The sequence below is a fragment of the Parasalinivibrio latis genome, from assembly GCF_036825535.1.
In the GTDB taxonomy this organism is placed as follows: Bacteria; Pseudomonadota; Gammaproteobacteria; order Enterobacterales; family Vibrionaceae; genus Parasalinivibrio; species Parasalinivibrio latis.
In genome coordinates this window covers 1,811,169-1,837,892 of record NZ_CP098813.1, presented here as the reverse complement: position 1 = coordinate 1,837,892, position 26,724 = coordinate 1,811,169, and the positions used below count along the sequence as shown (strand labels likewise).

The following is a 26,724-nucleotide window of genomic DNA, read 5'->3' as shown; positions in this document are numbered from 1 at the left end:
GGCAAATATCAACTATGATTAAAGCCGGTCAGTTAAGCGAGGTAATAACAATGAAAAAGATAATTCATCTCACCGATACCCACCTGGGCTACAAAGATTTGTCTTCAAGAATGAAGGAGATCATCACCAGGATTATATTCACCAAAGAAGAAGCCGATAACTACGTGATTGTGCACACGGGCGATGTGGTGGAAGACGCCACGGACGATGGCTCTTATGAAGAAGCTGTTATGCACTTTAAAAGGCTTAAAGATGCGGGCTTTCACGTTCTTGTTGTGCCGGGTAACCATGACTATGGTAGTGGCATCCTGGCGTCTAAAAAATATGTGAAGAAGTTTAAAAAAGCGTTCTTTGGAAAAACCAAAATCACCTATCCCAAACTGGATGTAATTGGTGATATTGCGTTCATTGGGTTGGATTCGATGGCTGAAGAACTGAATTGGTATGACAGGTTGTCGGCAGAAGGCGAGTTGGGAAAGTCGCAGCTAAAACGACTGGCAAAAATGCTCGCCGAAGATGAAGCTGTTCAGAAAGCGGCATACAAAGTGGTTTACCTTCATCATCATCCTTTCCACCCCAAACCATTTTTGCATCTCAAGGACTCCGAAGAGTTAGGAGATATTATCAAGCAACATGACATTTCAGCGATTCTGTTTGGCCACAACCATGACGGCAAAAAGTGGAATGGGAAGTGGGGCGTATCGAGGGTATATGATGGTGGAACGTCCACCGGAAAAAAAGGTAAACCTTGCCCACACAGGGTTATCGACTTGTCGAAAGAGCCTGTATTTGACTACGACGCTGAGTTTTAACGCGCAACCAGAGCCGGTTTGGGCTGGCTCTGGTTTTTAAAAGAGTGTGCTGGGGAATACTGACTTGAGGTTTTGAATCCCCGGCTTCAAAGCTGACAAAAACACCTTAGTTACAGCGGTACATTCCACAGATTTTATGCCCGTCTAAATCCAAAAAGTAACACAGATGCTTTCTACCAGTAGAGTTGTCACGCAAGCCTGGAGGACCTTCAATGCTAGTAGCGCCATTTGCTATGGCAACAGAATGGAACTCCTTCACTTGCTCTGGTGAGTTACAAGTAAATCCAATAGTAGAACCATTGGCCGGGTGTGCCGGTTCACCATTTATTGGCTCGGTAATACAAAACACTGACCCATTGTGAATGTAAAACAATCGTTTCTGTCCAGAGTCATTGATATTCTCTACAGGCTTATTGATGCCGAGTACCGCTAATACAGAGTCATAAAACCTTTTAGCGCTTTCAATATCATCAGTTCCGATCATAATGTGGCTAAACATCTCATTATCCTTATTAATGTCAGTAATAGATCTCTTTAATAGATTAAGTGCTTGAAAACTTGTATAAACACGTAGGAGCCTAATGAATAACATGGATTCTCGTCACAAGGTTTTACCATAGCACGGCAGAGTTGGTTGTTCGAGGGTATTGGCCGCTGACACAGGCAAACGAACGCTATTGCCTATTGAGCGGAGAGGGTCAGGTATGTGTTATGTGAATTCTCGATTGAAACGCCGAACTTTTGTACGCATATTTTTCATGGGTGATGATGTATTAAACTGAATCATGCGCCCCAAAGTCCATTGTTCGTACCACGCAACACCATACAAATCATGGTCACTTAAGCTTGAAATGAGTAAAAGTATCTCGTTAACCGTAGACTCAAGCTCAATGAGTAAATCATCATATTTCCACTCACGATACTCTTCGTGGAAGCTCTCAGCGAGTGAGCCTAATTGGTTCCATTTATAACCAGTTTCCGGGAAATCAACATGTTGGTTTTGAGATCTTAAGTGATGCCATTTAAGAACGAGTCTCCCCCAACCAATCAAGTAAGCCACTGTATCACTAACGCTAATGACTGTACCTTTGACGTTTCCATCTACTCCTGGTTTGCGAGCTTTGCTTTCCGGAATTGAACGATAGTCAGCCATGAGTTTCGGAAATATTGAGTTTATAGCTAACTCCAATTCGTCCTTATTTCTTGGCACAGAAGACATTTTGACCTCCATTCACATAACGAGTGACATGGATTCCCCCTCACGAGGATTTGCCACACTTAGGTGTCGCTTTAAATACCGGAGGTAACCATATTTCCTACTTCCTTTGGTGTACTTTGAATTGAATGGTAAGAGATGGCGCCACATTCAAAGATAAATGAGTTTCTAATTAGCTATTGACGCCATAATCGTTTGTCAAGTTACAACTTCCCGTGATTTTTAACTTTCCATACTAAACTATTCAGCGAGTGTTCTAATACAGGAATTTCTCTAAAATCACAGAATGGTACAGACAACGAGTTAAAGACACCCGTAACTTGTGCTGGTTCTCTATGAGTACGTACCGCATGCAAGTCATTTTCAGCACTAAAGCGAATTACTATGAAAAAGCCTTCGATCATGAAGTAATAGTACATACCCTCAGCTTCAGTTTCTCCACGATAGACATTTAGATTGAGGATTAAGCTTTTGATGAAATTGGCATCAAATATGCCCTGTTCGTCTTTGATCCTATACATTGAGACTCTTACGAAATGATCTAATTTCAAAGAAACTCCCAGCTTAATGCTACCGCTGTATATGCATTGTCTTAACTTTTCGTTGAAATCACCGCCCAAATCTATGCCTTGAAATTGCTCAAGTGAACTAATAGAAGCTCGCCAAAGAATGCTGATTACATAAAGGTAAAACCTATCGTATTTAAAGTTATCCAACATGACTGCTTGGGAAGTTTTCCGGACTGGAAACTTCCCTGTGAGAAAGCTATCAGAATACCTTTCATACCTATCATTTAATAACTCGTTTTCGCAAGAGCTACAGAATAGAGGTTCTTTGGGATCACAGTTTCTCAAATCAGGAGATGTCGATTTATCGATAGTCACAGCGACTAGCTGTGATTTTCCAGAACGCTTTCTTCGTCGATATATAGCTCGCGGGATAATATGTGATTCTCTTAAAGGCTTTTCTTTTAAGCAAAGTTTACAAACTGTAGTCATTATTTACTCTTGGAACCTAACCATTTAATAGGAAGTGTCATGCCCGTTTTTCTGCCTTCGTTTTGCCGTATAGTTCTGTGACCATGTAACCAGCACCAACGCCTGTTTTTCCCACGCTACCGCCCTTGGGTCACATCCCCACTGCCTACAGATGCCTGATTTTCTGAGGGAATTCTAACGTAGGTAGGGAGGGATGATTAGTGATTTGCCTAGAAAAACGAACCGAAATTGATGAATGAAGCAATAGTGTTAATCATCTATTTATCAATAGAATAAGACCCCTTATCGCGTGAATTGGTATACTACGTTTGGATTGACTGAGGATATGGGTCTGAAATATTGGTCTGTCGAGTATAATGTATCACCGAAAAACGTGTAGTGGCTTGCAACCATTAGTAATGTGGGAAGATATCACTGAGTACGGGGAGTGGAAAAGAAGCATCTTTAGTGCCGAGCCAACGGGTCAGTTTCTTATGGAAATATGCATGAACGGACTGAGTGAGTTTTGTATGGGAAATAAACAAAAAATGGGGCCGATTCGGCCCCTTTTGCATCATTTATACTTTCTAACTGATCCCATAAATCCGGAAGCTGGGACAGTTGATTTTTGTTGTAATTCGTAGCGTAAAAACTGATACATCGCTTCAGCTTCACGCTTGGATGCAGGTTTCCAACTCGACAGCACGCGTGCTTTGTTTTCCATGTTTTCACCTTGATTGATATAGTCCGGGTCATGCCTGACCCAATATTCACTTTGGACTACAACTGGTTGCATTTCAAGCGCAATGCCTAGAAAAATAACCACCAATCTTTGGATTGATACAAGCCCAGGCTCATATAAATGGTGAAAATGTATTCAATTTTCGTATTCGAGTTGAATAATTACAACAAATTCGAGTGCTTAGCGGCTTAGTGAACGGCTGCGCAGTTCAAAGATAACCTTCTCAGCGCTGCATTCAAATTTCAGGTTAACGGTCATGGCTTCGCCCGGTACAAATGAACAGGCATTCATGTCGTGGGCAACGTTTTCGTTAACTTGTTTTGCCAGGTTCAGATACTGGTCAAATTCAGCCATCGCAGTTTCTTTGTCCGCTGCAGTGATGGTGACTTGTGCAACGTCATCACCTTCGGCAATGATATAGCCGATTTCAGCGTTGGTACCACAGGCTTCGCATACAGTTACGTCGTTTTCCTGACTCATGGCTTTACTCTCTGTTAGTAGAAATCTTAATAGAAAACGTATTACCCAAATCACCTCAAGGTGCAGGTTTCAGCGAGAGTTTATTGGCTGTCAGTCAAGGCACTGTTTTGACGATCTAGTGGCTCTAAATCAAGAAACAGCAACGCAGGATGAGAGCCAATCAAACTCGCCCTTCGGGAGTGTTTCAGTGTGCCCACTTCAGTGTCAAATACCTTTGAAAGGGAACGGCCATTCCTACAGGTATTTTCCTTGAATTGAACGCACTGAAATCACCCTGAATCAAGCACCTTGAGGTGACTTGGGTATGTAATATTACTACTTTCACTGTGGGAAAACCAAGGCAATCTGATTTTTCGATAATAATTGACGTAATAAAAAACCGGCTGTGTCAGCCGGTTTTAGTTTTGGGGAAAGGGTTTAATCTTCCCACTGAATCAGTTTGCCGGATGGCCAATTCGCGCCGATGTCATGGTACTTCTTCTCAAGCAGGTGGCGCTTGATCTTCAGGGTTGGTGTCAACAGGCCGTTTTCAATGCTCCATGGCACCTTGATAAGGTAGACACCTTTGATATGCGCATGCGACTCAAGTTCACTGTTCATCGTTTCAATGACTTTATGGATCTTCCGCTCATAACGTTCGCGGTCGAAATCCGGGAAGCTGTGAGGAAGCGCCAGCAAAACCGGGCCAGGCAACCCGGAGCCAATCAGGCACATCATTTCTACATTACTCAGTTCGAACAGGCGCTTTTCGATAGGAACCGGGCTGACAAACTTCCCTTTGGCTGTCTTGAACGTATCATTCTTACGCCCATTGATAGTGAGGTAACCTTCGCTGTCGAGTTCACCGATATCACCAGTATGGAGCCAACCGTCAACCAGGGATTCATTTGAAGCGTCTTCATTTTTGTAATATCCGGAGAACAAACCGCCACCTTTGACCAGCACCTCTCCATCACCGGCGATTTTCAGCTCAATACCCGGGCCGGCGTTACCAACTGTACCGATTTTGTCTGCGCGGAAAGGGTAGTTCAGTGTGGTATAGGCATAGGCTTCGGTCATGCCCCATGCTTCGGTAATGTTAAGGCCAATTTTGCGGTACCACTCCAAAAGCCCGGCAGATACTGGGGCAGAGCCACAACCCAGTACACGCGCTTTATCAAGGCCCAAGCCATCTGCGAGCTTTTTCTTTATCAAGCCACTGACAAACGGAATTTTCAGCAGCAGGTTGAGTTTGGCCTCCGGCAGTTTTTCCTGAATGCGTTGTTCAAACAGCGTCCACAGGCGAGGAACGGAGATAAACAACGTCGGCCGTTGCATCTTCACATCGTCGATAAAGGTATCGAGAGATTCAGGGAAGGCAGTAGGGACGCCGCCCATCATTGCACTGCCCATGATGTAAACACGCTCGGTAATGTGTGCCAGCGGCAGGTAGGAGAACAAACGGTCATTTTCCTGGATACCGATATGGTCAATCAGACGTTGTACAGACCACGCATATGCGCCGTAGCTAAGCATCGCACCCTTGGGCAGCCCGGATGTACCAGATGTATAAACGATAGACATCAAGTCTTCATCACGGTGCGAAGGGCGCTCAGCACTTGCCGGATGCGCAGCTACCAGATCATTCCACTGGTGTTGACAAGTTGCAGTCGGGTAGGGAAATGCAATAGTGATCAGGTCGGGAAACTGGCGCAATGACGTCTCAATTGCAGTGGTGTCGTCCAATTTACCGATAAAAACAGCTTTGGATTCACTGTGGGAGAGTACGTGGTCTATGGTGTCTGAGCCTGCTGTAGGGAATACTGGCACACTGATGTAGCTACCAAGCTGCATGGCGAGATCTGCGATAAACCATTCTGCACAGTTTTTTGAAATAAGGGCCACTTTGTCACCGGGGACCAGTCCTTTATTCAAAAGTGCCGAAACCATACTGAGTGCCTGGTCGACAACCTGGGCGTAGGTAAAGTCTTTAAACTCCCGGTTGATAATCTGTCGCAGGAATACCTCGTCACCACGTTCAACTGCCCATTTGAGCATCTGTTGATAGGGTTTGGGTTGGGTCATGCTGTCCCCCTTGAGAGCGAAGTAAGAATAGAGTGTCGTTATAAATTAAGTGTTATTGAAATGTTAACGTACAGTTAGAGCATTTACTCCGTCAAGTGTTGGACGGATTTCATATGCGAATACTTGATACAGGTAACTCTTTGAACAAGTCTAGTAAATCATTTGAAAATAATATGTTAACCACATCAGATCGTGACCGAGATTCTGCTTGCAAATCAGGCAAATTGTGTCTTTTTGTAAAAATTGATCTGGCTCATTAAGCGGCTAAATAAAAGTTGAGCAGTTAAAGCATGTGTTGAAGGATTCAAAAAAAATTGAATAATGGTCTTGAACGTCACTACACGAAGCAACGAGAGTGTTTATGAACAATTCTTTAGTACTCGTCCTGAACTCAGGCAGCTCATCTTTGAAGTTTGCACTGATGGAAGCTGAAACAGGGAATACAGTGTTATCAGGTCTGGGAGAGTGCTTTGGCCTCGACGAGGCTCGTGTCAGCTGGAAACTTCACGGAGAGAAGTCAGAAGTAAATCTTAAGCCGGGTGAGAGCCACCACCAACAGGCTGTTGACCTGATTGTTGGCCTTATCCAGGCTGAAAAACTCAGTGACAAAGTGGTTGCCATTGGCCACCGTGTTGTTCACGGCGGAGAATGCTTTACCAAAGCAACTCTGATCGATAACGATGTGCTGGAACAAATCGATGCTTTGTCAGATTTAGCCCCACTTCATAACCCATCTCACGTACTCGGAATTAAAGCAGCACAAAACGCCTTCCCTGGATTGCCACAGGTTGCAGTATTCGATACCGCTTTCCACCAAAGCATGCCGAAGAAAGCTTATACCGGTGCTATCGACAGCGAGCTTTACAGCAAGTACGGTATCCGCCGTTACGGTTTTCACGGTACCAGTCACTACTATGTAAGCCGAGAAGCTGCCCGACAGTTGGGCAAGCCGGTAGAGCAGTGCAGCTTTATCTCTGTTCACCTCGGTAATGGTGCCTCTGTTTGTGCCATCAACAACGGTGAGAGCGTTGATACCTCAATGGGCTTCACACCGCTAGCAGGCCTGATGATGGGCACGCGTTCCGGTGATCTGGACCCAGGTATCATCGAGTTCCTGCTGAAAAAAGGCTGGGAACCAGAGCAGGTATTTGAAAGCCTGAACAAGAAATCCGGCTTCCTCGGTGTATCTGGCCTGACTTCTGATGCCCGCGGTATTGTCGAAGCGATGGAGCAGGGACACGAAGGCGCGAAACTGGCTTATGAGCTGTTCTCATACCGTGTTGCCAAGTACATCGGTTCTTACATGATCCCATTGGATCATTTGGATGCAATCATCTTTACCGGTGGCATTGGCGAAAACTCACTGCCAATTCGCCGTGAAATCCTGAAGAACCTGCGTCTGCTGGGCTTTGTCGAAGATAAAAAAGGCAATGAAGATGCGCGCTTCGGTAACGCTGGCATTATTGCCAAGTCAGAAATGCTGAATGCCGTAGCTATGGTTATTCCAACCAACGAAGAACTGGTTATCGCTCAGCAGGCAGCAGAGCTGGCAAAATAACCTTATAAGAAAAGTTGATGAAGGCCGCTTGTGAAAACAGGCGGCCTTTTTTGCAAAACCCAATCCTTCGATAACAGCAGACTATATTCTCTATTGCATTCGGTACTTCTGTATCAGCCCAATTCTCCAGCCATACTGGTTGTCACTAAGCAACTAAGTCGAACAACGGACGAGGCTTTATATTTAAAGTTTGCCTTAATCTACTTGTTCAATATCCGCTCTCACGATAACCAAATTTCTCCCGCTTCAAGAAAAGTCGAAATGTTATTGAAATGATCTATATTTTAACAAAATGTGATCGATGTCGAAGATGTTACAAAATGTTACCGGTAACATCGAAAATGTTATCGGTAACATCAATAACAAGTTAATTGAGAAAAGGACTAACTCATGAAGGACACATTGAAAACTCTGACTGCCTCAACAGCTTTGTCTCTACTTTCATTTTCAGCAATAGGTGCTGATTTCAACTTTAAATTTCAATCTAGTGATCCATCAGGCGATAAAAACTTTCAGGTTCAGGAAGAATGGACTGAGCGCGTTGAAAAAATGTCTGGAGGTAGAATTGAAATAGATATTTTGCCAGTTGGAGCGGTGGTAAAACATACAGAAACATTAGATGCCATATCATTGGGGATTATTGATGGGCATGTAACAGCAACGGGCTACTTCTCGGGAAAAGATCCTGCATTTGGACTCATTGGGAATATGGTTGGTGCTTGGTCTGATACACGTCAATTACTCCAATACATTAACTACGGTGGTGGATTTGAACTGATGACCGAACTCTACGCACCTTACGGAGTGAAATATATTGGAGGTTCAACAACCGGTGTAGAAGCGTTTGTATCAAAGGTGCCGTTGAATGGGGTGGCTGATCTTAAAGGTTTAAAGCTTAGGGCTCCTGAGGGTTTGGTTCAGCAAGTCTTTGCTGCTGCAGGTGCAGCTCCGGTAAACCTTCCAGGTTCAGAGGTGTTTACTGGATTGAGTAAAGGGGTCATTGATGCCGCAGACTACACTGTTTTCTCGACTAACCATAATGCGGGCATGAATGATGTGGCAACTCACCCAGTTCAACCAGGTTTCCATTCACTTCCGACTATCGATATTTCAATGAGTCAGAAGAAATGGGATCAATTGCCTGATGACCTAAAACAAATCTTAACGGTGTCAGTACGTGATTTTGCTCAGGATATTACAACTCAACTTCGTATCGCAGATCAACAAGCCGTGAAACAGGCGCGACAGAATCCCAAAATCACAATTCATGATTGGTCAATGGAAGAACGAAAAAAGTTTAGACAGATTGCTATGGGGGAATGGGAGAAATTTGCCGAACGATCTCCCAATGCAAAGAAAGTATATCAGTCTATTACGTCTTACCTTAAAGACGCGGGTCTTCTATAAATTATCCTAAATAGGGAGGCACTTACTTGCCTCCCAGCACTACGGCTTGATATATATGAAAAAATTAAAACAAAGTAGGGTAGAAAGACCCTTAAATATTTTGGATAAATTGATTATTAAGATAAGTGAGTTTTTTAGCTTGTTGTTTATTTTTACTGTGATAATTTCTTTCTACGAAGTGTTAAATCGTTATGTTTTCAATTCACCAACGATTTGGGTTCATGAGACTGCATCTTTTATAGGTGGTTCCCTATTTGTGATTGGTGGTTCTTATGCACTGGCCACTAACAAACATGTTCGAGTAGTACTGATTTACGATGCGGTTTCATCCAAAACTAGACATTATCTGAATATTTTTCATCATCTTTCTGGGATGCTATTCAGTGGTCTACTCATTTATGCCGCTTATCATATGGTCGGAAATTCATGGTATGCCCCGTGGGGGGAATTTAGATTAGAAACATCGGGAACAGCGTGGAATCCACCATATCCTGCGTTACTTAAAGGTCTGATTTTTGGAGCGGTTATTTTAATGTTTATTCAGTTTCTATTGCACCTAATTAATGAGCTTAAAGAGTTTGTGGAGGATAATAATGATTGATTTATCTTCTATCAGACACGTGTTAAGCAGACATGCTTTTCTGCCATTGATAATCGGATTAGTTACTCTAGGTTTTGCTATCGGTTTATTTAACATAGATAAGAAATTATTTGATTTATCCTCAATAGGAATTGGTTACGGCAGCCTCTTGATGTTGCTTTTAATGGTAGTGTTGCTTCTAACAGGGATGCAGTTAGCTTTTGTTACAGGTTTGGTTGCTCTTATTTTTACCCTAGGATGGTTTGGTGTTGACGCACTACCATTGATTACTAGCCGAATATATAGCTTCGTAAACAGTTATGTTTTTCTTGCTGTACCAATGTTCGTTCTGATGGCAGCAATGCTCGACCGCTCCGGAATCGCCAGAGATTTATTTGATGCAATGAAGAGTCTGGGACGAAAAATTAGAGGTGGCGTAGCAGTACAGACCTTGATTGTTGCACTTGTTCTAGCATCAATGTCAGGCGTTATCGGAGGTGAGACTGTGCTGCTAGGTATTATTGCGTTACCACAAATGTTGAGGTTAGGTTACGACCGTAAATTGGCTATTGGAACAACGTGCGCCGGGGGTGCGCTTGGTACGATGTTACCACCAAGCATAGTATTAATTATATATGGCCTTTCAGCATCCGTATCAATAGGGGATTTGTTTAAGTCTGCATTCTTACCGGCATTTATACTAGGAGCATTTTACATCATTTACGTTCTTGTGCGTTGCAAAATTAACCCGAATCTTGCACCTCTACCTTCAGATGACGAATTAGCGGTAGATACGCAAAAGGAACAAAACTATTTCAAGGCATTGTTTTTTCCTCTTTTAGCGGTAGTTACGGTGTTAGGTAGCATCTACACCGGAATTGCTTCTGTAACCGAAGCGTCAGCTTTGGGTGTCGTCGGAATCGCTTTAAGCGCAGCCATCAGAAAAGAATTAAATTGGATAATGCTGAAAGAGTCTGCCATTGCTACCATGCAAACATGTGGAATGATTATATGGATAGGCATTGGAGCTTCTGCGTTGGTCGGAGTTTACAATCTGATGGGGGGCATTGAATTTGTCGAGCAAACCATAATGGCCTTAAGTGGCGGTGACGCCATGACTACGTTGCTGATCATGATGGTCATTTTGTTTGTACTCGGTATGTTTTTAGACTGGGTTGGAGTGGCACTTTTAACCATGCCTATATTCGTACCAATTATTACCGGACTCGGCATGGATCCGGTATGGTTTGGAGTGGTTTTTTGCCTGAATATGCAAGTGGCATTTTTATCACCACCGTTTGGTCCAGCTGCATTTTATTTGAAATCTGTTGCACCAAAAGATATTAGTTTGGGAGAGATATTTTCTTCCCTCTTACCATTTATTGTATTGCAAATTTCAGTGCTTTCTCTTGTTATAGTCTTCCCAGAATTGGCTCTTTGGTGGAAATGACATAAGTGACAAGTTCAAGTATTAGTTATTTCACAACTACAGACTGGATCAGGGATTTATATCAATGGATGATAAAAAAATATTAGTTATGGGGGTGTCAGGCTGTGGGAAAAGTCTTATCGGAAGTGCGCTTGCTGAGGCGTTGGGATTCCAGTTTTTCGACGGAGATGATTACCATCCAAAAGAAAACGTGGAGAAAATGCGTAACGGTATTCCACTTTTAGATGAAGACCGTATTGGCTGGCTCAAGACACTTAATCTTATCCTTAATATGGAAAATGAAGTGGTGATAGCATGTTCTGCACTCAAACCCCAATACAGAGATATCTTACGAGACGGAAACGAAAATTTGACCGTTGTTTACCTTCAAGGTGAGTTTGAAACCATTTGGCGGCGATATCAGAAAAGAAATGATCATTTTTTTAATGGCTACGAAATGTTGAAGAGCCAGTTTGCTACATTGGTTGAACCTAGTGTCGAAGAAGATGCTCTGTTTATTGATATCAGTTGCTCTCCAGAAAAAATATTAGAAAACATATTAAAGAAACTGAACGAAAATTAAGATGTTGATTTAAGGAAATATATATGTCTTTATCTTTTGCCAATATAGCCATAGTGGGGCTGGGAGTAATTGGAAGAAACCTTGCATTAAATTTATTGGATAACCAATATGATGTGGTAGGTTTTGACCTGAATACTACACTTGTCGACAAAACGCTTACAGACTCATTGAAATTGAACCGAGGGTGTTTTTTAAAAGCAAAGTCTCTAAAAGATGTATTGTCTAAGCTGAGAGCTCCCCGGGTAATTGCACTTTCAGTTCCTGCAGGAAAAGCGATTGAGAATGTGATTGATGAACTGCTAAAAGAAGGGCTCACCTCTGATGACATTGTGATAGATACCGGCAATAGCCTATGGACGGACAGCGTTGAACGAGGTAAAAAATACCTTGGAAAGCTTACATTTTTTTGTACTGCAGTCTCTGGTGGTGAAATGGGGGCTCGTTTTGGACCCTCTTTGATGGCGAGCGGCAATGCTATTGCCTGGCAACAGATAAAACCTATGTGGGAATCAATTTCTGCGAAGGTAGATTCATATGGTCAACCGGTTCCTACGGGTAGTGAAGGGGAACCATGTGCTGCTTACATTGGTCCCGAAGGCGCTGGTCATTATGTGAAAATGGTTCACAATGGTATCGAGTATGCAGATATGCAACTCATCTGTGAGGCCTACCAATATTTGCGCCAAGTTCTCAACTTATCAGCTCATGAGATTGGAAATATATTTAAAAAATGGAATACAGGTGTCCTCAATAGTTATCTTATGGAAATTAGTGTGGATATCCTCCAACAGGTAGATCCAAAGACTAAGACACCCCTTGTGGATATGATTTGCGATATAGCTGGTCAGAAAGGGACTGGTCTATGGAGTGCTGTTGAGAGTTTACAAGTCGGTTGTCCAGCTCCAACAATTACACAGGCTGTTTTTGCACGATCATTAAGTGGATTAAAAGTTCAGCGAATGAAAGTGGCTAATTCCATAGATGTAGTTATTGAGTCTTCATTTGAAATTGATAAAACTAATGCGATCGAACAATTACATGATGCGCTTTACTGTTCCAAACTGTGCGCTTATGCTCAAGGTTTTAATCTGATGAAAATGACAGCAAGTGAACAGGGATGGGAACTTGATTATGCTGCAATAGCGAAGATATGGCGAGCAGGGTGTATTATTCGTGCTGTTTTCTTGCAGTCAATTGCTGAGGCCTATGTGAAAAACCCAAGTTTGGATAGCCTTTTGCTGGATCCCTTTTTCAGTGAAGAGCTGTTTAATCGACAGCTTAATTGGCGAAGAACTGTTGCTAGTGCCAATTTACTTGGAGTCAGCTGTGCAGGTCTCAGCTCTGCGTTAAATTATTTTGATGCATTCTGCAGTAAGAAACTACCATCAAACTTGTTGCAAGCTCAGAGAGACTATTTTGGTTCACATACATATTCGCGAATTGATCATCCTGAGGAACAAAAGTTCCACTTCCTTTGGAGTGAGTCATCGCGAAAAGAAGTTTATATTTAGTCATTTTTCTAACTGGCTGATACCCGGCCTAAAACATATTTTTCATTTTGACTTGAATGTCACTACCTAGAAATAGAGATTAATCAGTTGTCAATATGATTAACATTTTGAACGAGTGCAGGGAAATTGGAGTGACTTTGGAAAATGGTGATTAAAAAGAAACGACCAACATTGCAGGATGTTGCCGATTTAGTAGGCGTCACTAAGATGACGGTCAGTCGTTATCTGCGTGACCCAACGCTGGTGTCCAAGTCACTACAAGTGAAAATTGATCAAGCTGTTGAAGAGTCGGGTTATATCCCCAATCGAGTGCCAGATATTTTGTCCAAAGCAAAGAGCAATGCTATCGGCGTATTAGTCCCATCGTTAACTAATCAGGTTTTTGCTGAAGTTATCCGTGGTATCGAGAGCATCACTGAACCTGCCGGATATCAAACAATGCTGGCTCACTATAGTTATAGTGAAATGCTAGAAGAAAAAAGTATTGCCTCTTTGCTGTCATACAATGTAGATGGTGTGATCCTCTCAGAATCTTTCCATACAGAAAAAGTGAGGAAAATGATACAAACTACAGGTGTACCAGTCGTCGAGATAATGGATACAGTTTCGCCCCCAATAGACCAAGCTGTTGGACTAGACAACCAAGCTGCTGCAAAAGAGATGACAAAAGCAATGATAGAAAAGAAACGACGAAAAATCGTTTATTTTGCAGCTCGGATGGACGTACGAACTCGTTTAAAAATGCAAGGGTATGAAGAAGCGATGCTAGAACACAATTTGCTTCCTATTAGCTTACAGACAGAGGAAGCATCTTCTTTTACACTTGGGACGAAGTTACTTCATCGTATGATTGATAAATATCCCGAGGCCGACGGAATATTCTGTACCAACGATGATCTAGCCGTTGGAGCGACATACGAGTGCCATAGGCTGGGAATAAAAGTTCCCCATGACATTGGGATTGCCGGATTTCATGGTTTAGACATCAGTCGGGTTATGGTACCAAAGCTTGCGACTGTAATTACTCCCAGAGAGCGGATAGGGCAAGTAGCAGCACAAGAATTACTAGCTCGCCTTAAAGGTAAGAGGATAACCCAACGTGTTTTTGACTTGGGATTTGAGATCTCATTTGGAGAAAGCTTGTAACTTGTTGTTTATTAAATTACAAAAACTGTTTGAATTGCTGTAAACCAAACAAGCGGCTAATTGTAATACTCAAAAACACTTTCATATAGGGAAAATTGAAACAAAGCCAACCAACAGGAATTTTTACATTACCCATGCCCAACCTTCTGAGCAAGATCCCCCAATTCATCCCGGACGAAATTTTTGAAGACATTGTTTCTACTCAAAATATACGCATTGAGCGGATTATCTCCCATGGACAAAGTACTGTGGAAGGTGAATGGTACGATCAGGATGATAACGAATGGGTGTTGGTACTTTCAGGATACGGAATCATTGAGTTTGATGACGGGCGCAAGGTGCGACTGAATCATGGGGATTACATCAACATCAACGCCCACGAGCGACACCGGGTCATTGAGACGGCGCCGGACGAAATAACGGTATGGCTGGTAGTGTTTTATCGTTAACCGGTGAGGCTGTTTGTAGTTTCGGCCAGAAACCGACGTTGCGCCGGCTTCTGAAATTTACACCAGACCTTTGTATTGAGGTTTTTACAACAACGATGCAAGGTGCTCAGAGAATTCCGGTGTTCTCAGGTAACCATACGATTTGTGTTCGTTGTTCGGGTAGTCATTACAGACCAGAATGTCTTTTACACCAATCTTGGTACTGTTTGCCTCGTAATCATCGGCAAGGTGGGTATCCAGGCAGACAAAATCTCCGGGGTCTGAAAAATTTACCCAGCTTGCCCTCACACAGGAAGGGGTTCTGAGCCGGTTATGGGTGTTGATAATATTGCCTTGGACAGCGGAAATACCCAACGGCGAGCCTAATGTAATCCAATGTTCAAGTTGGAAATCTTTCACTTGGTTATCACGGCCCAATTTACGAAGAACCTCGTAGGCGACAATGGTGCCCATGGAATGAGAAACCAGGATGATTTCATTGTCCTTGTTTTCCACCAACACATCGCGCAGGCGGTTGTCGACACTTGTTTTAAAAGTGGGCTGTGAATAGTACTTACCCAAATCTTTCAGCATTTTCTTGGCGATTTTACGTGCCAGTGTGGAAAACACCTTACTGTGTTCTTCCAGCCAGTCGATAGGGGTATCGAACCAGTTTGTGGCGGTACGGCGCAAGCGATCAATCAACCCAAGCTTGTAGCGCCGGATGCTGCCGGGTTCAGCTTTCAAATAAGGTTCTTCATTGTCACTATCAGCAACCGGGCCATTGGTATAGTGAAGATCAGCGTAATAAACCATTTCTACTTTCACGCCTTTTAGGGAGGGCAGAGTAGTACTATGCAACAATCCCTCATTGATGGCGCTTTTCCAGCCTGCGGTCAGGGTTTCAATGTCCGGTTTTTGTGAGCGTCCGTGAATCAGAACAATAACTTTTGCCATGGTATTTCCCTCTTATCGATTTCTGTTTTTCTCCCTTTTGAAAACGGTAATGACTGAGCTTGGAATGACACCCGCCACGTAATCCCCTTGAGAGTGATTTCGTAAAGTGAGCTGGGATTAACGCAGTTTCAATCGGCAGTTTGCGATGAGCTTCCAAAAAGGACAGTTAAAAGATAGGAACGATGAATAAGTACGCCGCTTAAAGGGCGGGAATGGTCAGTCTTTTGCCATGTGTGGTGAGTTGGGGGCAACTGGTTCTTGCTTACACAAAAAAGCCGCATTGAGAAATGCGGCCATGTAGCAAATTACCGGTATGCAGTTTTAAGCCTGGCTCGAGTTAGATGTGCGAGCTTTGCCGTTGTTTGGCCGGCGCTGTGGCTTCCGGGATGGCCTGGCGTTGCCACCTGTGTTTTCGCGGTTTTCACTGCTGGCAGCCCGACCGGCGTTGTTATTGCGGTTTGCACTGCGGTTCTGGTTACCACGGTTTTGACCATTGCTGCCTGAACGGTTTTTGTCGTCAAAGCGGCGTGGTTTGTTTGAAGCAGGTTTTGGTCCCTGGCTATTGTCAGCGTTATTTGCTGAACCGTTCACCTTTGGCTTTTTAGGCTTCTTCGGTTTCTTTGGTTTAATAGGGCGGGTATCCAGTTTTGACTCAGGCAGGGCGGTAGTTGGTTTGAAACCGTCCAGATCGATGCGTGGCAGTACCTGCTTAATCAGTCGTTCAATACCAAACAGCTCGCTTGCTTCTTCAGCGCACACCAGAGAAACAGCCATACCCACCTCACCTGCACGACCGGTGCGGCCAATACGGTGCACATAGTCTTCAGACACGTGTGGCAGGTCGAAGTTCACAACCTGTGGCAGTTGGGGAATGTCGATACCACGCGCAGCGATGTCTGTTGCTACCAATACACGAACATTGCCAGACTTAAAATCAGCCAGGGCTTTGGTACGTGCACCCTGGCTCTTGTCACCATGGATTGCTGCCGCGGTGATATCGTTAGCGTGCAGGAAACGGGCAAGACGGTTTGCACCGTGTTTAGTGCGGCTGAATACCAGAACCTGTTGCCAGTTGCCGTCGTGGATCAGCTTCGCCAGCATGGCTGATTTCTTCTTTTTGTCAGCCGGGTAGATACATTGTTCAACAGTGCGGGCAGTCGAGTTGGCCGGTGTCACCGAAATTTCGACCGGGTTGTTCACCAGGCCTTTTGCCAGTTGGCGGATGTCGTCTGAGAAAGTGGCCGAGAACATCAGGTTCTGGCGCTGTTTTGGCAGCAGATCAAGGATCTTGCGGATATCTCGGATAAAGCCCATATCCAACATGCGGTCAGCTTCATCCAGTACCAGTACTTCAAGCTGTGAGAACTTAATCGCATTCTGGCTGTACAGGTCAAGCAAGCGGCCAGGGGTGGCAACGAGGATGTCACAGCCCTTGCGAAGGTTCATCATCTGCGGGTTGATTTTTACACCGCCGAATACCACCGTGGAGCGCAGTCGCATGTGGCGGCTGTAGTTCACCACATTTTCATGAATCTGTGCGGCAAGCTCACGGGTTGGGGTAAGGATCAGAGCGCGGATATGGTTGCTTTTAACACGGGGCCCATCGCTTAGCCTCTCCAGGATTGGAAGGGTGAACCCGGCTGTTTTGCCGGTTCCGGTCTGGGCTGCTGCCATGACATCGTTTCCGTCAAGGATGGCAGGAATGGCCTGTGCCTGAATGGGGGAAGGCGTGGTGTATTCCTGTTCTTCAATCGCTTTCAGGATAGGAGCAGAAAGGCCTAACGAGGTAAAACCCATGTTTTTAATTCTCTGTTGGTTACAGCGAGGGAGGCAAGCCGAGAGGTTCGGTAGGTGCTTCCGGGAAGAAAGTCCGCCATTCTGAGGCTTTTGGGCTGGGGCTTCAATCAATAGTTTTTACTGTCGCGGTTCTGCTTAAAGGCATTGAACAGTATGAATGGGTGTTTGGTTGAGCATAAATGCAGTTAAAACAGGAGATTGCCAGTCAAAATAGTGACCGGTTCTGCAATTTTGTGATGATTTCCGTTATCGGAACGCGTTGTTTTATACGGTCGGAATATGCTTTCAAAAGAGATGCCTAACGATTTGCAGTGTGGGTGACAATGAAAATTAAGCCTTTACCTCCGATGAATAGCCTTATTGCATTTGAAGCTGCTGCTAGGCATCTGAGTTTTACCTTGGCTGCGACGGAACTGCATGTCACCCAGGGAGCAATCAGTCGCCAGGTAAAGCATCTGGAAGAGTATCTTGGGATCGAACTGTTTTCCCGTGCTAACCGGGGTATTTATCTGACCCCCTCAGGCCTTCAGTATTATCAGAATATCAACCGGGCATTGTGGGATGTGGCGCAGGCTACCGGAGAGATAAAACGCTGGCAGGGCGATCAGCAAGTGACAGTAGCGACAACAAATGCGATTGCCTCTCTCTGGTTGCTTCCGAAAGTTGCGCAGTTCCAAAGTGAAAATGAAGACATTGATTTGCGGATACTTGCGTCGGATTACGCTGTCGACCTTCGCCGGTTAGATTGCGATTTTGCGCTGTTTTATTTTCGCCATCCACCCCAGGGAATGGACTCGACTGTTCTGTTCCCGGAAGAAGTCTTCCCGGTTTGTAGCCCCGGTTACCTTGAGCGCCTCGGCGAGATGGGATCGCCTGAGGACGTATTCAGCAAAACGTTGCTTTGTCTGGATGAATCCCAACGGGATTGGGTTAACTGGCCGGATTGGTTCAGCGCGGTCGGGCTTCCCAATGTCCCCCCGCGAAGCCGGATGAATATTAACAACTATCCAATGCTTCTTCAGGCGGCGATTAACGGGCAGGGGATAGCACTTGCGTGGGGCTCGCTGGTGGACACTTATCTGCAAAATGGCGAATTGGTTCGGCCCGTTGACCAGGTGCTAATTTCAGACTCCAATTTCCTGATGCTTGAACCAAGAAACCGTGGTGTTGTGCCCTCCGGTGTTAAGCGCTTCCGTAAATGGATGTTGGAACAGATACCTCAGAAGGTCGGCAACAAGGGGTTGCGCATGTCCTGACGCAAAACACAAGATGCGTCATTGTCATGCTTAAAAACGACATTGCTGGTTTTGGGGAGATTTATATAGTTTTTGCGTCAATTTAAATCATTGAATTAAAGCAATAAAATCATCCCTTGTCATCCATGATAAAAACTCATGAATGGAAGGCGAGAAAGTCGTTTGTCGGTTTTCAGTCGCATGACCCATATTTTCCGTTAATTGAGGCCAAACAGGCCAGTTCAAGTCTGTGTTTTAGTTTCACGGAGAGTATGTCATGGAAAGAACCGGTGATTCCCGCATTCCTTTAAAGCAAATCGAAGGCGTGTTGCAGCCCATCAGCGAAGCACATGGAATGCCCAACGATGCCTACACAAGTGATGTCTATTTTGCTTTCGAGCGAGACAACGTATTCGGCCCTTCCTGGACCTGCATCGGATTTGCTGGGGATCTACCCCAAAATGCTTATGTGAAGCCGGTTGATTTTATGGGGCTTCCGCTTCTTATCATCCGCAATCGGGAAGGTGAGATTCAGGTATTCCATAATGTTTGCAGCCACCGGGGAATGAAGCTGGTAAAAGAGGCCGGTGAACTGAAGGGAATGATTTGTTGTCCCTACCACTCATGGGCGTATGACCTTAACGGCAAGCTGGTGGGTACACCGCATATCGGCGGAATGAACCAACACCGCGATGAGCGATTCCGTTGTGAAAAACATGGTCTGAAACCGCTTCGAACAACGGTCTGGATGGGATTGGTTTTTGTTAATCTTTCCGGAGAGGCTGAACCTTTTGAAGACTTTATTCTCCCGCTGGCGCAGCGTTGGAAAGCGTTTGTTGGCGAGAATGGCCTGGATTTGATGCGCCAGAGCGAGGCCGGAGAAAACCTAGAAATTGAAGTGGCATGTAACTGGAAGCTTGCTGTGGAGAACTACTGCGAAGCGTACCATCTGCCCTGGGTCCATCCTTCTCTTAATACCTACTCGCGCCTTGAAGACCACTACAACATTATGTTTGGGGACAGTTTCGCCGGGCAGGGGAGCTTAGCCTACAACCTTTCGGATACTGCTGGCACTCAGCTGCCTGTATTTCCAGCCTGGCCCCGCGACAAAATCCGACATGCTGAATATGTCGCGTGTTTCCCTAATGTGCTCCTTGGTATTCAGGCGGATCACGCGTTTGCCATGGTGGTGGAGCCGAAAAGCTCAGGAAAAAGCGTTGAACACCTACGCATTTTTTATGTCGGTGATGAAGCCATTAGTGACAGGTATGCCGATTGCCGGGCTGCTACGCTGGAATCATGGCGGGTGGTATTTGGCGAGGACATTTCTGCCGTTGAAGGGATGCAGATGGGGCGGCAATCTCCCGGTTTTGGGGGCGGTGCATTTTCTCCAGAAATGGACTTGCCGACGCATTTTTTCCAAAAGTGGCTGGCTACCCGGGTGAAAACGGCGTTGGAGAATATTGAATGAAACACTACCTCAATTTTATTGACGGTAAATGGCGCGATTCTGAATCGATACTGACAGTAAACAATCCTGCTACCGGAGAGCCATACGCGACCATTGCGCTGGCAGGCATAGACGACGCAGAGCAGGCAATGTCTGCGGCGCAAAAGTGTGTTGAAAGTGGTTCGATGACAAAAGTGCGCCCGGCAATGCGTTCAGGATGGATGTTAAAAGCTGCGGTGGCAATCCGGGATATTGCTGATGATGCTGCGCTTGTGCTTTGCCGGGAGAATGGAAAAACGCTGGCAGACGCCAAGGATGAATTCCTCGAAGCTGCACGGTACTTTGAATATTACGCCGGGTTGGCAGACAAAATCGAAGGTACGTCGGTGCCGCTCGGTGACGGATATATCAACTTTACCGAATATCTGCCCTTTGGTGTGTCTGTACAAATTGTACCCTGGAATTTTCCTGTGTCTATTTGTGCTCGCTCTCTGGCTCCGGCACTGGCTGCCGGAAATGCGGTAGTCGTGAAGTCACCGGAGCTGTCACCACTGGCAATGACAATGTTATTCAATGCGATTCTGGATGCCGGGTTTCCAAGTGGGGCATTGCAGCTTATTTGTGGTGAGGGTAAAGAGGTTGGCGCGCACCTGGTGAGGCATTGTTTGACAGATCAAATTGTGTTTACCGGATCGGTGGCAACAGGCAAACGGATATTGGCGGATTCAGCATCAAGCGTCACCCCTTCAGTGATGGAATTAGGTGGAAAATCAGCGGCTGTTGTATTGGAAGACGCAGACCTTTCCAACCTAATTCAAAGCGTAAAAACCGGTATTTTTTTTAACGCCGGGCAGGTATGTTCAGCCATGTCCCGGTTGGTCGTCCACGAAAGCCGGTATGAAGAAATAAAACGCGCTGTAACGGAACTTGCTTCCGGTCTCTCTATCGGCCACGGGGAGCATCAACCAGATATCACACCGCTGATTTCAAGGGAACAGCAAACCCGGGTATTACAGATGATAGACAAAGCACGGGACGATGGAGCGAACGTTCTGACAGGCGACGCAGCTCTGGACACAAACGGCTTTTTTGTATTACCGACCGTGATAGAAGCTACCCCTGAATTGGATATCGCCCGGCAGGAAATTTTTGGGCCGGTTATTGTCATTATGCCGTTCAAATCTGAACAGGAAGCCATTGGCATTGCAAACGGAACCGAGTTTGGGCTTGTCGCCGGAGTTTTCGGTGAAAATCTGAATGACGCTCTCCGCGTTGCCCGGCAACTCCGGGGGGGACAGGTTTTCGTCAATGAGTGGTTTGCCGGTGGCGTGGAGACGCCGTTTGGAGGGGTAGGGTTATCCGGGTTTGGGCGAGAAAAGGGACAGGAAGCGATCTTCGGTTATGTCCAAACCCGCAGTACAACAGTTCGGATTGCGGAATCCGGGAGAACTGATGATTCGTCTGCCGAATGATGACAATTGCTGCGGGTGGTATGACGTTTTGCCCTCTCCGGATGACCCCGTCCGGCTTCAGGGTAATCAAAAAGCGGACTACGTAGTTATTGGTGCAGGTTTTGCCGGGTTGTCAGCAGCAAGGCGTCTTGGCGAACTCAAACCCGAGGCTCGGATCTCCCTGATTGATGCCCAACGCATTGGTGAAGGTGCATCCGGACGGAACTCCGGCTTTGTTATAGATCTTCCCCACAAGTTTGCGCTGGAACATCCGGATACGTCTCACAAGTTGAAGTTGCTGAACCTTAACCGGACTGCGATTGCAATGCTTGAGCATTGGGTTAGGAAATATGGCATTCATTGCCAGTGGTCCCCGGCGGGGAAATACCAGGCCGCGGTAGGAAGCCGGGGGGAGGCGTTTCTCGACCATTTCGAAACCCTGCTTCAGGCATTGTGTGAACCCTATCGGCATGTTGCGAACAGGGAACTGTCGTCTGTGCTGGGAACAGATTATTACTCATGCGCAATCTATACATCCGGCAGTTACCTTATGCAGCCGGCAGCTTTGGTGCGCGGGCTTGCTGAATCATTACCTGAAAACATTGATGTTTATGAACAGTCGCCGGTTCACCGGATCGAAAAAGCTGGGTGGCATTCTGCTGGCAAAACCCATTGGAAAATCAGCGGCGAAAATGGAAGCCTGTCGTCGCCGAATATATTGTTGGCAACGAGTATTTTTACCCGCGAATTTGGCTACCTGAAAAACCGGATGCTGCCGGTAATGACGTTTGCAAGTTGGACTCGCCCGCTCACTGACAGTGAAATGGATCGCTACAACGGACAGTTGGACTGGGGTTTAACACCGGCTGATCATGCCGGTACAACGGTCAGGATGACCGCAGACCGGCGGCTAATTATTCGCAACACCTACCAGCATGTTTCCAGCTATGGTGCCAGCATCAGTGACCAATTTCGGACAAAGGTAAAAGCCAACCACCGGCAGGCATTCGAAGCGCGTTATCCGGCATTGCGGGATGTTCCCTTTACCCACACATGGGGAGGGACTTACGCCATATCTCGAAATTTCACTAACTTCTTTGGCCAACTGGATGAGGGTGTTTATGCCACCGCCTGTGACAACGGAGTAGGTGCTGCTTGGGGGACAATATCAGGAACACTGCTGGCTGATTTCGCGATAGGAGCAGACTCAGCATTGCTCGAAGACATCAGGCAAGTTACAGGTATGCCCAGCTTGAATCCTCCGGAGCCGATATTGGGTATTGGAGTAAAAACACGTATCCGGCTCGCCAAATGGCAAAGCCGGAGTGAGATTTAGCTGAAGGCCAACAGGCTGTGAAGCATGGCAGAAATCAATGAATTGGTCTTGGAGAGCACTCATGTGGTTGTCACTTGGCATAAAAACTCAAAAACAACCGTGCGGTATCGTTGGCGAGCATACGCGATTCCTCGCCTTCAATCGGGGCTTTGGCGCCAATAAGCTGAGGCCAGAAAGCAGCGCCTTTAATCAAGTTGTGGAGTTGGGAAAGGGCCTTTAACAGATCATTGATGTCCAGAGTGCCGGCTTCCGTTTGCTGCTTCAACCAGACATAGAGCGCAGTGTCTTCTTTACTCATTTGGTTTATCTGCTCCTGGAGTTCTTCCGGTTTAAACAGAAAGTGTCCAAAAGCCACCTTGGCCATATCCAGGTAGGAAGGCTGGGCAAAAACGTTGATTTCCTGCAGCAGCAGTGTCGTTAACTGCACTTCCAGACTCTGGCTCTCCATACCTTTTAGAGACTCCGGAGGGGTAGAGTTAAGCCAAAGCTCGGAGAGCAATTCCATCACCAGTGCTTCTTTGGAAGAGAAGTGGTTGTAGACAGTTCGTTTAGAAACGTTGGCCAGTGAAGCCAGCTTATCCATACTGGTGTTTTGTACGCCAAACTCGTGAAATGCCTCCCTGGCGGCGCAGAGAATGGCATCACGCTTTAATTCGCTTCGCGATTTCTTCTGTTGTTTCATCATGTTAAAAACCATCACGAAATTAATCTTAACTATTTTACACTAATCAGTTTACTTTTCATGCTCATTTTGTAAACTACACCGAGTAGTTTACTTAATGGTTCGTTGGTTTCGAATTTTGTGGCACTGGGAGTTTGTGTAATGAGATGGCTGACAAAACAAAAACCACCTTTGAAGAACACCCTCTTAACAACACTGGGAGTAATCGCGATGACAGGCATCTTCACATCTTGCTCAAATGACACCACGACCAACCGGTACCCGGCGAAATTTGTAAACAGTGATCCTGCATTTAAAGCAGAGGACAACATTCTCGAGATTGTGAAAGCGTACTTTAAGGTTGAGCGTCTTAACCCAACACCGACGTTTGAGCTGCCGGTTCATGCGATGACGGCAGAACAGTTGTTGGAAGAGAAAGAAGATGTCGTTTACCGCATGGGTCACTCTAGCATGTTGATGAAACTCGGCGGTCAACTGGTGATGACAGATCCGGTTTTCAGTGACAGGGCGTCCCCGGTGCAATTTATGGGGCCCAAGCGTTTCCACAAGACACCCATTAGCCTTGAGGCATTGCCGGACATCGACGTTGTGGTGATCAGCCATGATCACTACGACCATCTGGATAAAGACTCTGTAAAGAAGCTCTCTGACAAAGTCAGCTTGTTTCTTGTCCCGCTTAAAGTGGGTCAGGTCATGCAAAACTGGGGTGTGCCTGCAGACAAAATCGTTGAGCTGGACTGGTGGGAATCGCACTACTTCAACGGTATCAACTACACCTTCACCCCGACACAGCATTTCTCAGGGCGTGGTATTCGGGATAGGGACTCAACACTGTGGGGAAGTTGGGTGATCACTGCGAAACAGGCGAACGTGTTCTTCAGCGGTGACTCCGGCTACTTCGATGGATTCCGGGAAATTGGCGACAAATATGGCCCGTTTGACCTGACCATGGTTGAAACCGGCGCATACAATACGCTGTGGTCAAATATCCACATGTTTCCTGAGCAAAGTGTACAGGCGCACATTGACCTGAAAGGAAAGGTGATGATGCCTATCCACAACAGTACGTTTGACCTTGCGATGCATGACTGGCACGAGCCCATGGAGCAGGCGAAGAAAATCAGCGAAGAAAGGGATGTTAGTCTGTCTGTGCCGGAAATTGGCCAAAGAATGGAAATCCGAAACCCCACGCCGGTTAATGAATGGTGGAAAGGTTAACGGAATAACCAGACTGAAACAGCGAAGCCGCCAAATCAGGCGGCTTCGTTTTTATGAAACGTATCTTTTTACTGGCTGGCAGTAATACCACCGTCTACATAAAGCGTCTGGCCGGTAACAAAGTCAGATGCAGCCGAGCAGAAGAATACAGATGGTCCGACGATATCTTTAGGGTCGGCGATGCGTCCAAGAGGAATACGGCTGAGCAACTGGGTACGGAACTCCTCGTTTTCCATTACGTGCCGGATCATTTCGGTATAGACGAAGGTAGGTGCAACCCCGTTAACCGTAATGTTGTGCGGTGCCAGCTCCATTGCGTGTTGCTTGATAAGCATGACCAATGCGCCTTTTGTCGCGCAGTATGCCGAATAACCCCTCGCACGCAGGCCAAGCTGTGAACGTACCGACAGCAAGTGAACCTGTTTGCCACCCTGGCCTCTGTCGATCTGGTAGCGTGCTGCTGCCTGGGCGAGGAACATTGACGCTTTCAGGTTTACTTCATAAACCTCATCAAAGGCATCTTCTGACACTTCCGTCATCGGCTGCTCACGCTGGATACCGACACAGTTCATCAGAATATCGATTTGACCGTACTTTTCGACAACAGCATCAACCGACTTCTGTATTTCATCCACGGACTTTACATCTACGCCAACACCCGTTGCTTCAAAACCGGCATCTCTAAGCTTGGCTGCCAGCTCTTCTGCTTTATCCAGCCTGCGTCCACCTATAACAACGGACGCTCCGGCAACCGCCAGCCCCCAGGCGATGGCTTCACCAATACCGCCGTAGCCACCGGGTACGTAAGCTACTTTGCCGGATAAATCAGTTAAGCCGGTCAGCTCTTTTTGGAAATTGATTATCGGTTCAATTTTGTCTGTCATTTTTTTAAATCCTTTTAATCGAGATGCAGGCCGCCGTTGATATCGACAACTTCACCTGTGATGAAACCGGAAAGTGGGTCTGCGAGGAATTCGACAACATGTGCCACTTCTTCCGCCTCACAAAAACGCCGTACCGGGATAGCATCCAGCAGAGCTTCCCGCTGGGCTTCAGTCAGTTGCTCCATCACCATTTTGGTTTTGATGTAAGCCGGGGCAATACCGTTAACAGTGACACCAAATTCTGCTGCTTCCCTTGCCAGGGAGAAGGTGAGGGCAGTCATGCCCCCTTTGGAAGTGGTGTACGCTGTACCGGCTGTCAGTCCACCAGTTTTTGCTGCCAGCGAGCAAATATTGATGATGCGACCCCAGCCTTGTTCTTTCATTGAGGGCAGCCATTCCCTCGACAGCAAAAAGGCGCTGTCCAGGTTCACAGCCATTACTTTGCGCCATTCCTCTGAACTGGTTTCTGCTGCTTTGTTATTGGTGAGAATACCGGCATTGTTTACCAGGATATCGACTTTTCCCCACTTTGCGCGTACTTCCTGGCAAGCGAAATCGATGGCTTCTTCATTGCTTAGGTCAATGGCGATAGGGTGGGTGTTTTCACCCAGCTCCTCGGCCAGATCCAACAGCCGGGTACCGTCGATATCAATCATGGCGACTTTCATACCAAGTTCGACAAAACGACGGACAATGGCCTCACCCAGTGTTCCACCCGCCCCGGTTACCAGTGCGACTTTATTTTCTATTTCCATACTGTACTCCCTGTCCTTCTGCCCAT

General features: G+C 45.9%; 25 protein-coding genes. 14 read left to right on the top strand and 11 right to left on the bottom strand.

Features of this window, described 5'->3' with window-relative positions; translation table 11 throughout:
• Positions 1–14: 14 nt before the first annotated feature.
• The gene (locus NF212_RS25225; RefSeq protein WP_434361804.1) at positions 15–812 is read left to right on the top strand and encodes a metallophosphoesterase family protein; all 798 of its coding nucleotides are present in this window, start codon (positions 15–17) and stop codon (positions 810–812) included.
• A 106-nt stretch (positions 813–918) separates the two neighbouring features.
• On the opposite strand, the gene NF212_RS25220 is transcribed toward NF212_RS25225, so the two are convergent.
• From NF212_RS25220 to NF212_RS25195, 6 genes are all read right to left on the bottom strand, one after another.
• Positions 919–1,311 carry a VOC family protein gene (locus NF212_RS25220; RefSeq protein WP_434361802.1) on the bottom strand — a complete coding sequence of 131 codons (393 nt, stop codon included), beginning with the start codon at positions 1,309–1,311 and terminating at the stop codon, positions 919–921.
• A 210-nt stretch (positions 1,312–1,521) separates the two neighbouring features.
• A complete protein-coding gene (locus tag NF212_RS25215; protein ID WP_434361800.1) occupies positions 1,522–2,031 on the bottom strand; it encodes a ClbS/DfsB family four-helix bundle protein in 510 nt (169 codons plus the stop codon).
• A gap of 200 nt (positions 2,032–2,231) precedes the next feature.
• Complete coding sequence (locus NF212_RS25210) at positions 2,232–3,026, bottom strand: hypothetical protein (RefSeq protein WP_434361798.1); 795 nt, start codon at positions 3,024–3,026, stop codon at positions 2,232–2,234.
• A 553-nt stretch (positions 3,027–3,579) separates the two neighbouring features.
• Positions 3,580–3,729, bottom strand: a complete 150-nt coding sequence (locus NF212_RS25205) for a hypothetical protein (RefSeq protein ID WP_434361796.1) — start codon at positions 3,727–3,729, stop codon at positions 3,580–3,582.
• Positions 3,730–3,927: 198 nt separating this feature from the next.
• Entirely contained in the window at positions 3,928–4,227 is a 300-nt protein-coding gene (locus NF212_RS25200; RefSeq protein ID WP_434361795.1) for a DUF406 family protein, read from the bottom strand.
• 417 nt (positions 4,228–4,644) lie between these two features.
• Positions 4,645–6,291 (bottom strand): AMP-binding protein, encoded by a 1,647-nt coding sequence (locus NF212_RS25195; protein ID WP_434361793.1) that lies wholly within the window; start codon positions 6,289–6,291, stop codon positions 4,645–4,647.
• 361 nt (positions 6,292–6,652) lie between these two features.
• Here NF212_RS25195 and NF212_RS25190 point away from each other — a divergent pair, with 361 nt between their 5' ends.
• The 8 genes from NF212_RS25190 to NF212_RS25155 all read left to right on the top strand — a co-directional run bounded on the left by NF212_RS25190 (position 6,653) and on the right by NF212_RS25155 (position 14,954).
• On the top strand, positions 6,653–7,849 hold the full coding sequence (locus tag NF212_RS25190; protein ID WP_434361792.1) for an acetate/propionate family kinase: 1,197 nt from the start codon (positions 6,653–6,655) through the stop codon (positions 7,847–7,849).
• 390 nt (positions 7,850–8,239) lie between these two features.
• Complete coding sequence (locus NF212_RS25185) at positions 8,240–9,256, top strand: TRAP transporter substrate-binding protein (protein ID WP_434361790.1); 1,017 nt, start codon at positions 8,240–8,242, stop codon at positions 9,254–9,256.
• A 55-nt stretch (positions 9,257–9,311) separates the two neighbouring features.
• Positions 9,312–9,857 carry a TRAP transporter small permease subunit gene (locus NF212_RS25180; RefSeq protein WP_434361788.1) on the top strand — a complete coding sequence of 182 codons (546 nt, stop codon included), beginning with the start codon at positions 9,312–9,314 and terminating at the stop codon, positions 9,855–9,857.
• A gap of 151 nt (positions 9,858–10,008) precedes the next feature.
• Positions 10,009–11,286, top strand: coding sequence for a TRAP transporter large permease (locus NF212_RS25175; protein ID WP_434362999.1), 1,278 nt, complete (start codon positions 10,009–10,011; stop codon positions 11,284–11,286).
• Between the two features lie 64 nt (positions 11,287–11,350).
• Positions 11,351–11,848, top strand: a complete 498-nt coding sequence (locus tag NF212_RS25170; protein ID WP_434361786.1) for a gluconokinase — start codon at positions 11,351–11,353, stop codon at positions 11,846–11,848.
• 23 nt (positions 11,849–11,871) lie between these two features.
• Positions 11,872–13,359 (top strand): NADP-dependent phosphogluconate dehydrogenase, encoded by a 1,488-nt coding sequence (gndA, locus tag NF212_RS25165; RefSeq protein WP_434361784.1) that lies wholly within the window; start codon positions 11,872–11,874, stop codon positions 13,357–13,359.
• 144 nt (positions 13,360–13,503) lie between these two features.
• On the top strand, positions 13,504–14,505 hold the full coding sequence (gntR, locus tag NF212_RS25160; RefSeq protein ID WP_434361782.1) for a gluconate operon transcriptional repressor GntR: 1,002 nt from the start codon (positions 13,504–13,506) through the stop codon (positions 14,503–14,505).
• A 134-nt stretch (positions 14,506–14,639) separates the two neighbouring features.
• Positions 14,640–14,954: a cupin domain-containing protein gene (locus tag NF212_RS25155; protein ID WP_434361780.1), complete on the top strand. Its 315-nt coding sequence runs from the start codon at positions 14,640–14,642 to the stop codon at positions 14,952–14,954.
• An 84-nt stretch (positions 14,955–15,038) separates the two neighbouring features.
• Here NF212_RS25155 and NF212_RS25150 read toward each other — a convergent pair whose 3' ends face one another.
• Positions 15,039–15,890, bottom strand: a complete 852-nt coding sequence (locus NF212_RS25150) for an esterase/lipase family protein (protein WP_434361778.1) — start codon at positions 15,888–15,890, stop codon at positions 15,039–15,041.
• A 321-nt stretch (positions 15,891–16,211) separates the two neighbouring features.
• Positions 16,212–17,687, bottom strand: a complete 1,476-nt coding sequence (locus NF212_RS25145) for a DEAD/DEAH box helicase (protein ID WP_434361776.1) — start codon at positions 17,685–17,687, stop codon at positions 16,212–16,214.
• Between the two features lie 323 nt (positions 17,688–18,010).
• Between NF212_RS25145 and NF212_RS25140 the strand changes: the two genes are divergently transcribed.
• The 4 genes from NF212_RS25140 (at position 18,011) to NF212_RS25125 (ending at position 23,159) form a co-directional block, all read left to right on the top strand.
• Complete coding sequence (locus tag NF212_RS25140) at positions 18,011–18,943, top strand: LysR substrate-binding domain-containing protein (protein WP_434361774.1); 933 nt, start codon at positions 18,011–18,013, stop codon at positions 18,941–18,943.
• 256 nt (positions 18,944–19,199) lie between these two features.
• Complete coding sequence (locus NF212_RS25135) at positions 19,200–20,393, top strand: aromatic ring-hydroxylating oxygenase subunit alpha (protein ID WP_434361772.1); 1,194 nt, start codon at positions 19,200–19,202, stop codon at positions 20,391–20,393.
• Positions 20,390–21,844, top strand: coding sequence for an aldehyde dehydrogenase family protein (locus NF212_RS25130; RefSeq protein WP_434361770.1), 1,455 nt, complete (start codon positions 20,390–20,392; stop codon positions 21,842–21,844). Before NF212_RS25135 ends, NF212_RS25130 begins: the two co-directional genes overlap by 4 nt.
• Positions 21,825–23,159 (top strand): NAD(P)/FAD-dependent oxidoreductase, encoded by a 1,335-nt coding sequence (locus NF212_RS25125; RefSeq protein ID WP_434361768.1) that lies wholly within the window; start codon positions 21,825–21,827, stop codon positions 23,157–23,159. Before NF212_RS25130 ends, NF212_RS25125 begins: the two co-directional genes overlap by 20 nt.
• 70 nt (positions 23,160–23,229) lie before the next feature.
• Here NF212_RS25125 and NF212_RS25120 read toward each other — a convergent pair whose 3' ends face one another.
• On the bottom strand, positions 23,230–23,841 hold the full coding sequence (locus tag NF212_RS25120; RefSeq protein ID WP_434362998.1) for a TetR/AcrR family transcriptional regulator: 612 nt from the start codon (positions 23,839–23,841) through the stop codon (positions 23,230–23,232).
• A 210-nt stretch (positions 23,842–24,051) separates the two neighbouring features.
• On the opposite strand from NF212_RS25120, the gene NF212_RS25115 reads away from it, so the two are divergent.
• Positions 24,052–25,059 carry an MBL fold metallo-hydrolase gene (locus NF212_RS25115; protein ID WP_434362997.1) on the top strand — a complete coding sequence of 336 codons (1,008 nt, stop codon included), beginning with the start codon at positions 24,052–24,054 and terminating at the stop codon, positions 25,057–25,059.
• A gap of 68 nt (positions 25,060–25,127) precedes the next feature.
• Here NF212_RS25115 and NF212_RS25110 read toward each other — a convergent pair whose 3' ends face one another.
• Both NF212_RS25110 and NF212_RS25105 read right to left on the bottom strand, forming a co-directional pair.
• Positions 25,128–25,943, bottom strand: coding sequence for an SDR family NAD(P)-dependent oxidoreductase (locus tag NF212_RS25110; protein ID WP_434361766.1), 816 nt, complete (start codon positions 25,941–25,943; stop codon positions 25,128–25,130).
• Positions 25,944–25,957: 14 nt separating this feature from the next.
• A complete protein-coding gene (locus NF212_RS25105) occupies positions 25,958–26,698 on the bottom strand; it encodes an SDR family NAD(P)-dependent oxidoreductase (RefSeq protein WP_434361765.1) in 741 nt (246 codons plus the stop codon).
• Positions 26,699–26,724 lie beyond the last annotated feature (26 nt).

Bases quoted from the DNA above. Each gene is read 5' to 3' on its own strand.
- NF212_RS25195 (WP_434361793.1), bottom strand. From the start codon at position 6,291: ATGACCCAACCCAAACCCTATCAACAGATGCTCAAATGGGCAGTTGAA.
- NF212_RS25115 (WP_434362997.1), top strand. From the start codon at position 24,052: ATGACAGGCATCTTCACATCTTGCTCAAATGACACCACGACCAACCGG.
- NF212_RS25185 (WP_434361790.1), top strand. From the start codon at position 8,240: ATGAAGGACACATTGAAAACTCTGACTGCCTCAACAGCTTTGTCTCTA.
- NF212_RS25135 (WP_434361772.1), top strand. From the start codon at position 19,200: ATGGAAAGAACCGGTGATTCCCGCATTCCTTTAAAGCAAATCGAAGGC.
- NF212_RS25225 (WP_434361804.1), top strand. From the start codon at position 15: ATGATTAAAGCCGGTCAGTTAAGCGAGGTAATAACAATGAAAAAGATA.
- NF212_RS25215 (WP_434361800.1), bottom strand. From the start codon at position 2,031: ATGTCTTCTGTGCCAAGAAATAAGGACGAATTGGAGTTAGCTATAAAC.
- NF212_RS25120 (WP_434362998.1), bottom strand. From the start codon at position 23,841: ATGAAACAACAGAAGAAATCGCGAAGCGAATTAAAGCGTGATGCCATT.
- NF212_RS25145 (WP_434361776.1), bottom strand. From the start codon at position 17,687: ATGGGTTTTACCTCGTTAGGCCTTTCTGCTCCTATCCTGAAAGCGATT.
- NF212_RS25105 (WP_434361765.1), bottom strand. From the start codon at position 26,698: ATGGAAATAGAAAATAAAGTCGCACTGGTAACCGGGGCGGGTGGAACA.
- NF212_RS25175 (WP_434362999.1), top strand. From the start codon at position 10,009: ATGTTGCTTTTAATGGTAGTGTTGCTTCTAACAGGGATGCAGTTAGCT.
- NF212_RS25210 (WP_434361798.1), bottom strand. From the start codon at position 3,026: ATGACTACAGTTTGTAAACTTTGCTTAAAAGAAAAGCCTTTAAGAGAA.
- NF212_RS25205 (WP_434361796.1), bottom strand. From the start codon at position 3,729: ATGGAAAACAAAGCACGCGTGCTGTCGAGTTGGAAACCTGCATCCAAG.
- gndA (WP_434361784.1), top strand. From the start codon at position 11,872: ATGTCTTTATCTTTTGCCAATATAGCCATAGTGGGGCTGGGAGTAATT.
- NF212_RS25155 (WP_434361780.1), top strand. From the start codon at position 14,640: ATGCCCAACCTTCTGAGCAAGATCCCCCAATTCATCCCGGACGAAATT.
- NF212_RS25125 (WP_434361768.1), top strand. From the start codon at position 21,825: ATGATTCGTCTGCCGAATGATGACAATTGCTGCGGGTGGTATGACGTT.
- NF212_RS25180 (WP_434361788.1), top strand. From the start codon at position 9,312: ATGAAAAAATTAAAACAAAGTAGGGTAGAAAGACCCTTAAATATTTTG.
- NF212_RS25130 (WP_434361770.1), top strand. From the start codon at position 20,390: ATGAAACACTACCTCAATTTTATTGACGGTAAATGGCGCGATTCTGAA.
- NF212_RS25170 (WP_434361786.1), top strand. From the start codon at position 11,351: ATGGATGATAAAAAAATATTAGTTATGGGGGTGTCAGGCTGTGGGAAA.
- gntR (WP_434361782.1), top strand. From the start codon at position 13,504: ATGGTGATTAAAAAGAAACGACCAACATTGCAGGATGTTGCCGATTTA.
- NF212_RS25200 (WP_434361795.1), bottom strand. From the start codon at position 4,227: ATGAGTCAGGAAAACGACGTAACTGTATGCGAAGCCTGTGGTACCAAC.
- NF212_RS25220 (WP_434361802.1), bottom strand. From the start codon at position 1,311: ATGTTTAGCCACATTATGATCGGAACTGATGATATTGAAAGCGCTAAA.
- NF212_RS25110 (WP_434361766.1), bottom strand. From the start codon at position 25,943: ATGACAGACAAAATTGAACCGATAATCAATTTCCAAAAAGAGCTGACC.
- NF212_RS25140 (WP_434361774.1), top strand. From the start codon at position 18,011: ATGAAAATTAAGCCTTTACCTCCGATGAATAGCCTTATTGCATTTGAA.
- NF212_RS25190 (WP_434361792.1), top strand. From the start codon at position 6,653: ATGAACAATTCTTTAGTACTCGTCCTGAACTCAGGCAGCTCATCTTTG.
- NF212_RS25150 (WP_434361778.1), bottom strand. From the start codon at position 15,890: ATGGCAAAAGTTATTGTTCTGATTCACGGACGCTCACAAAAACCGGAC.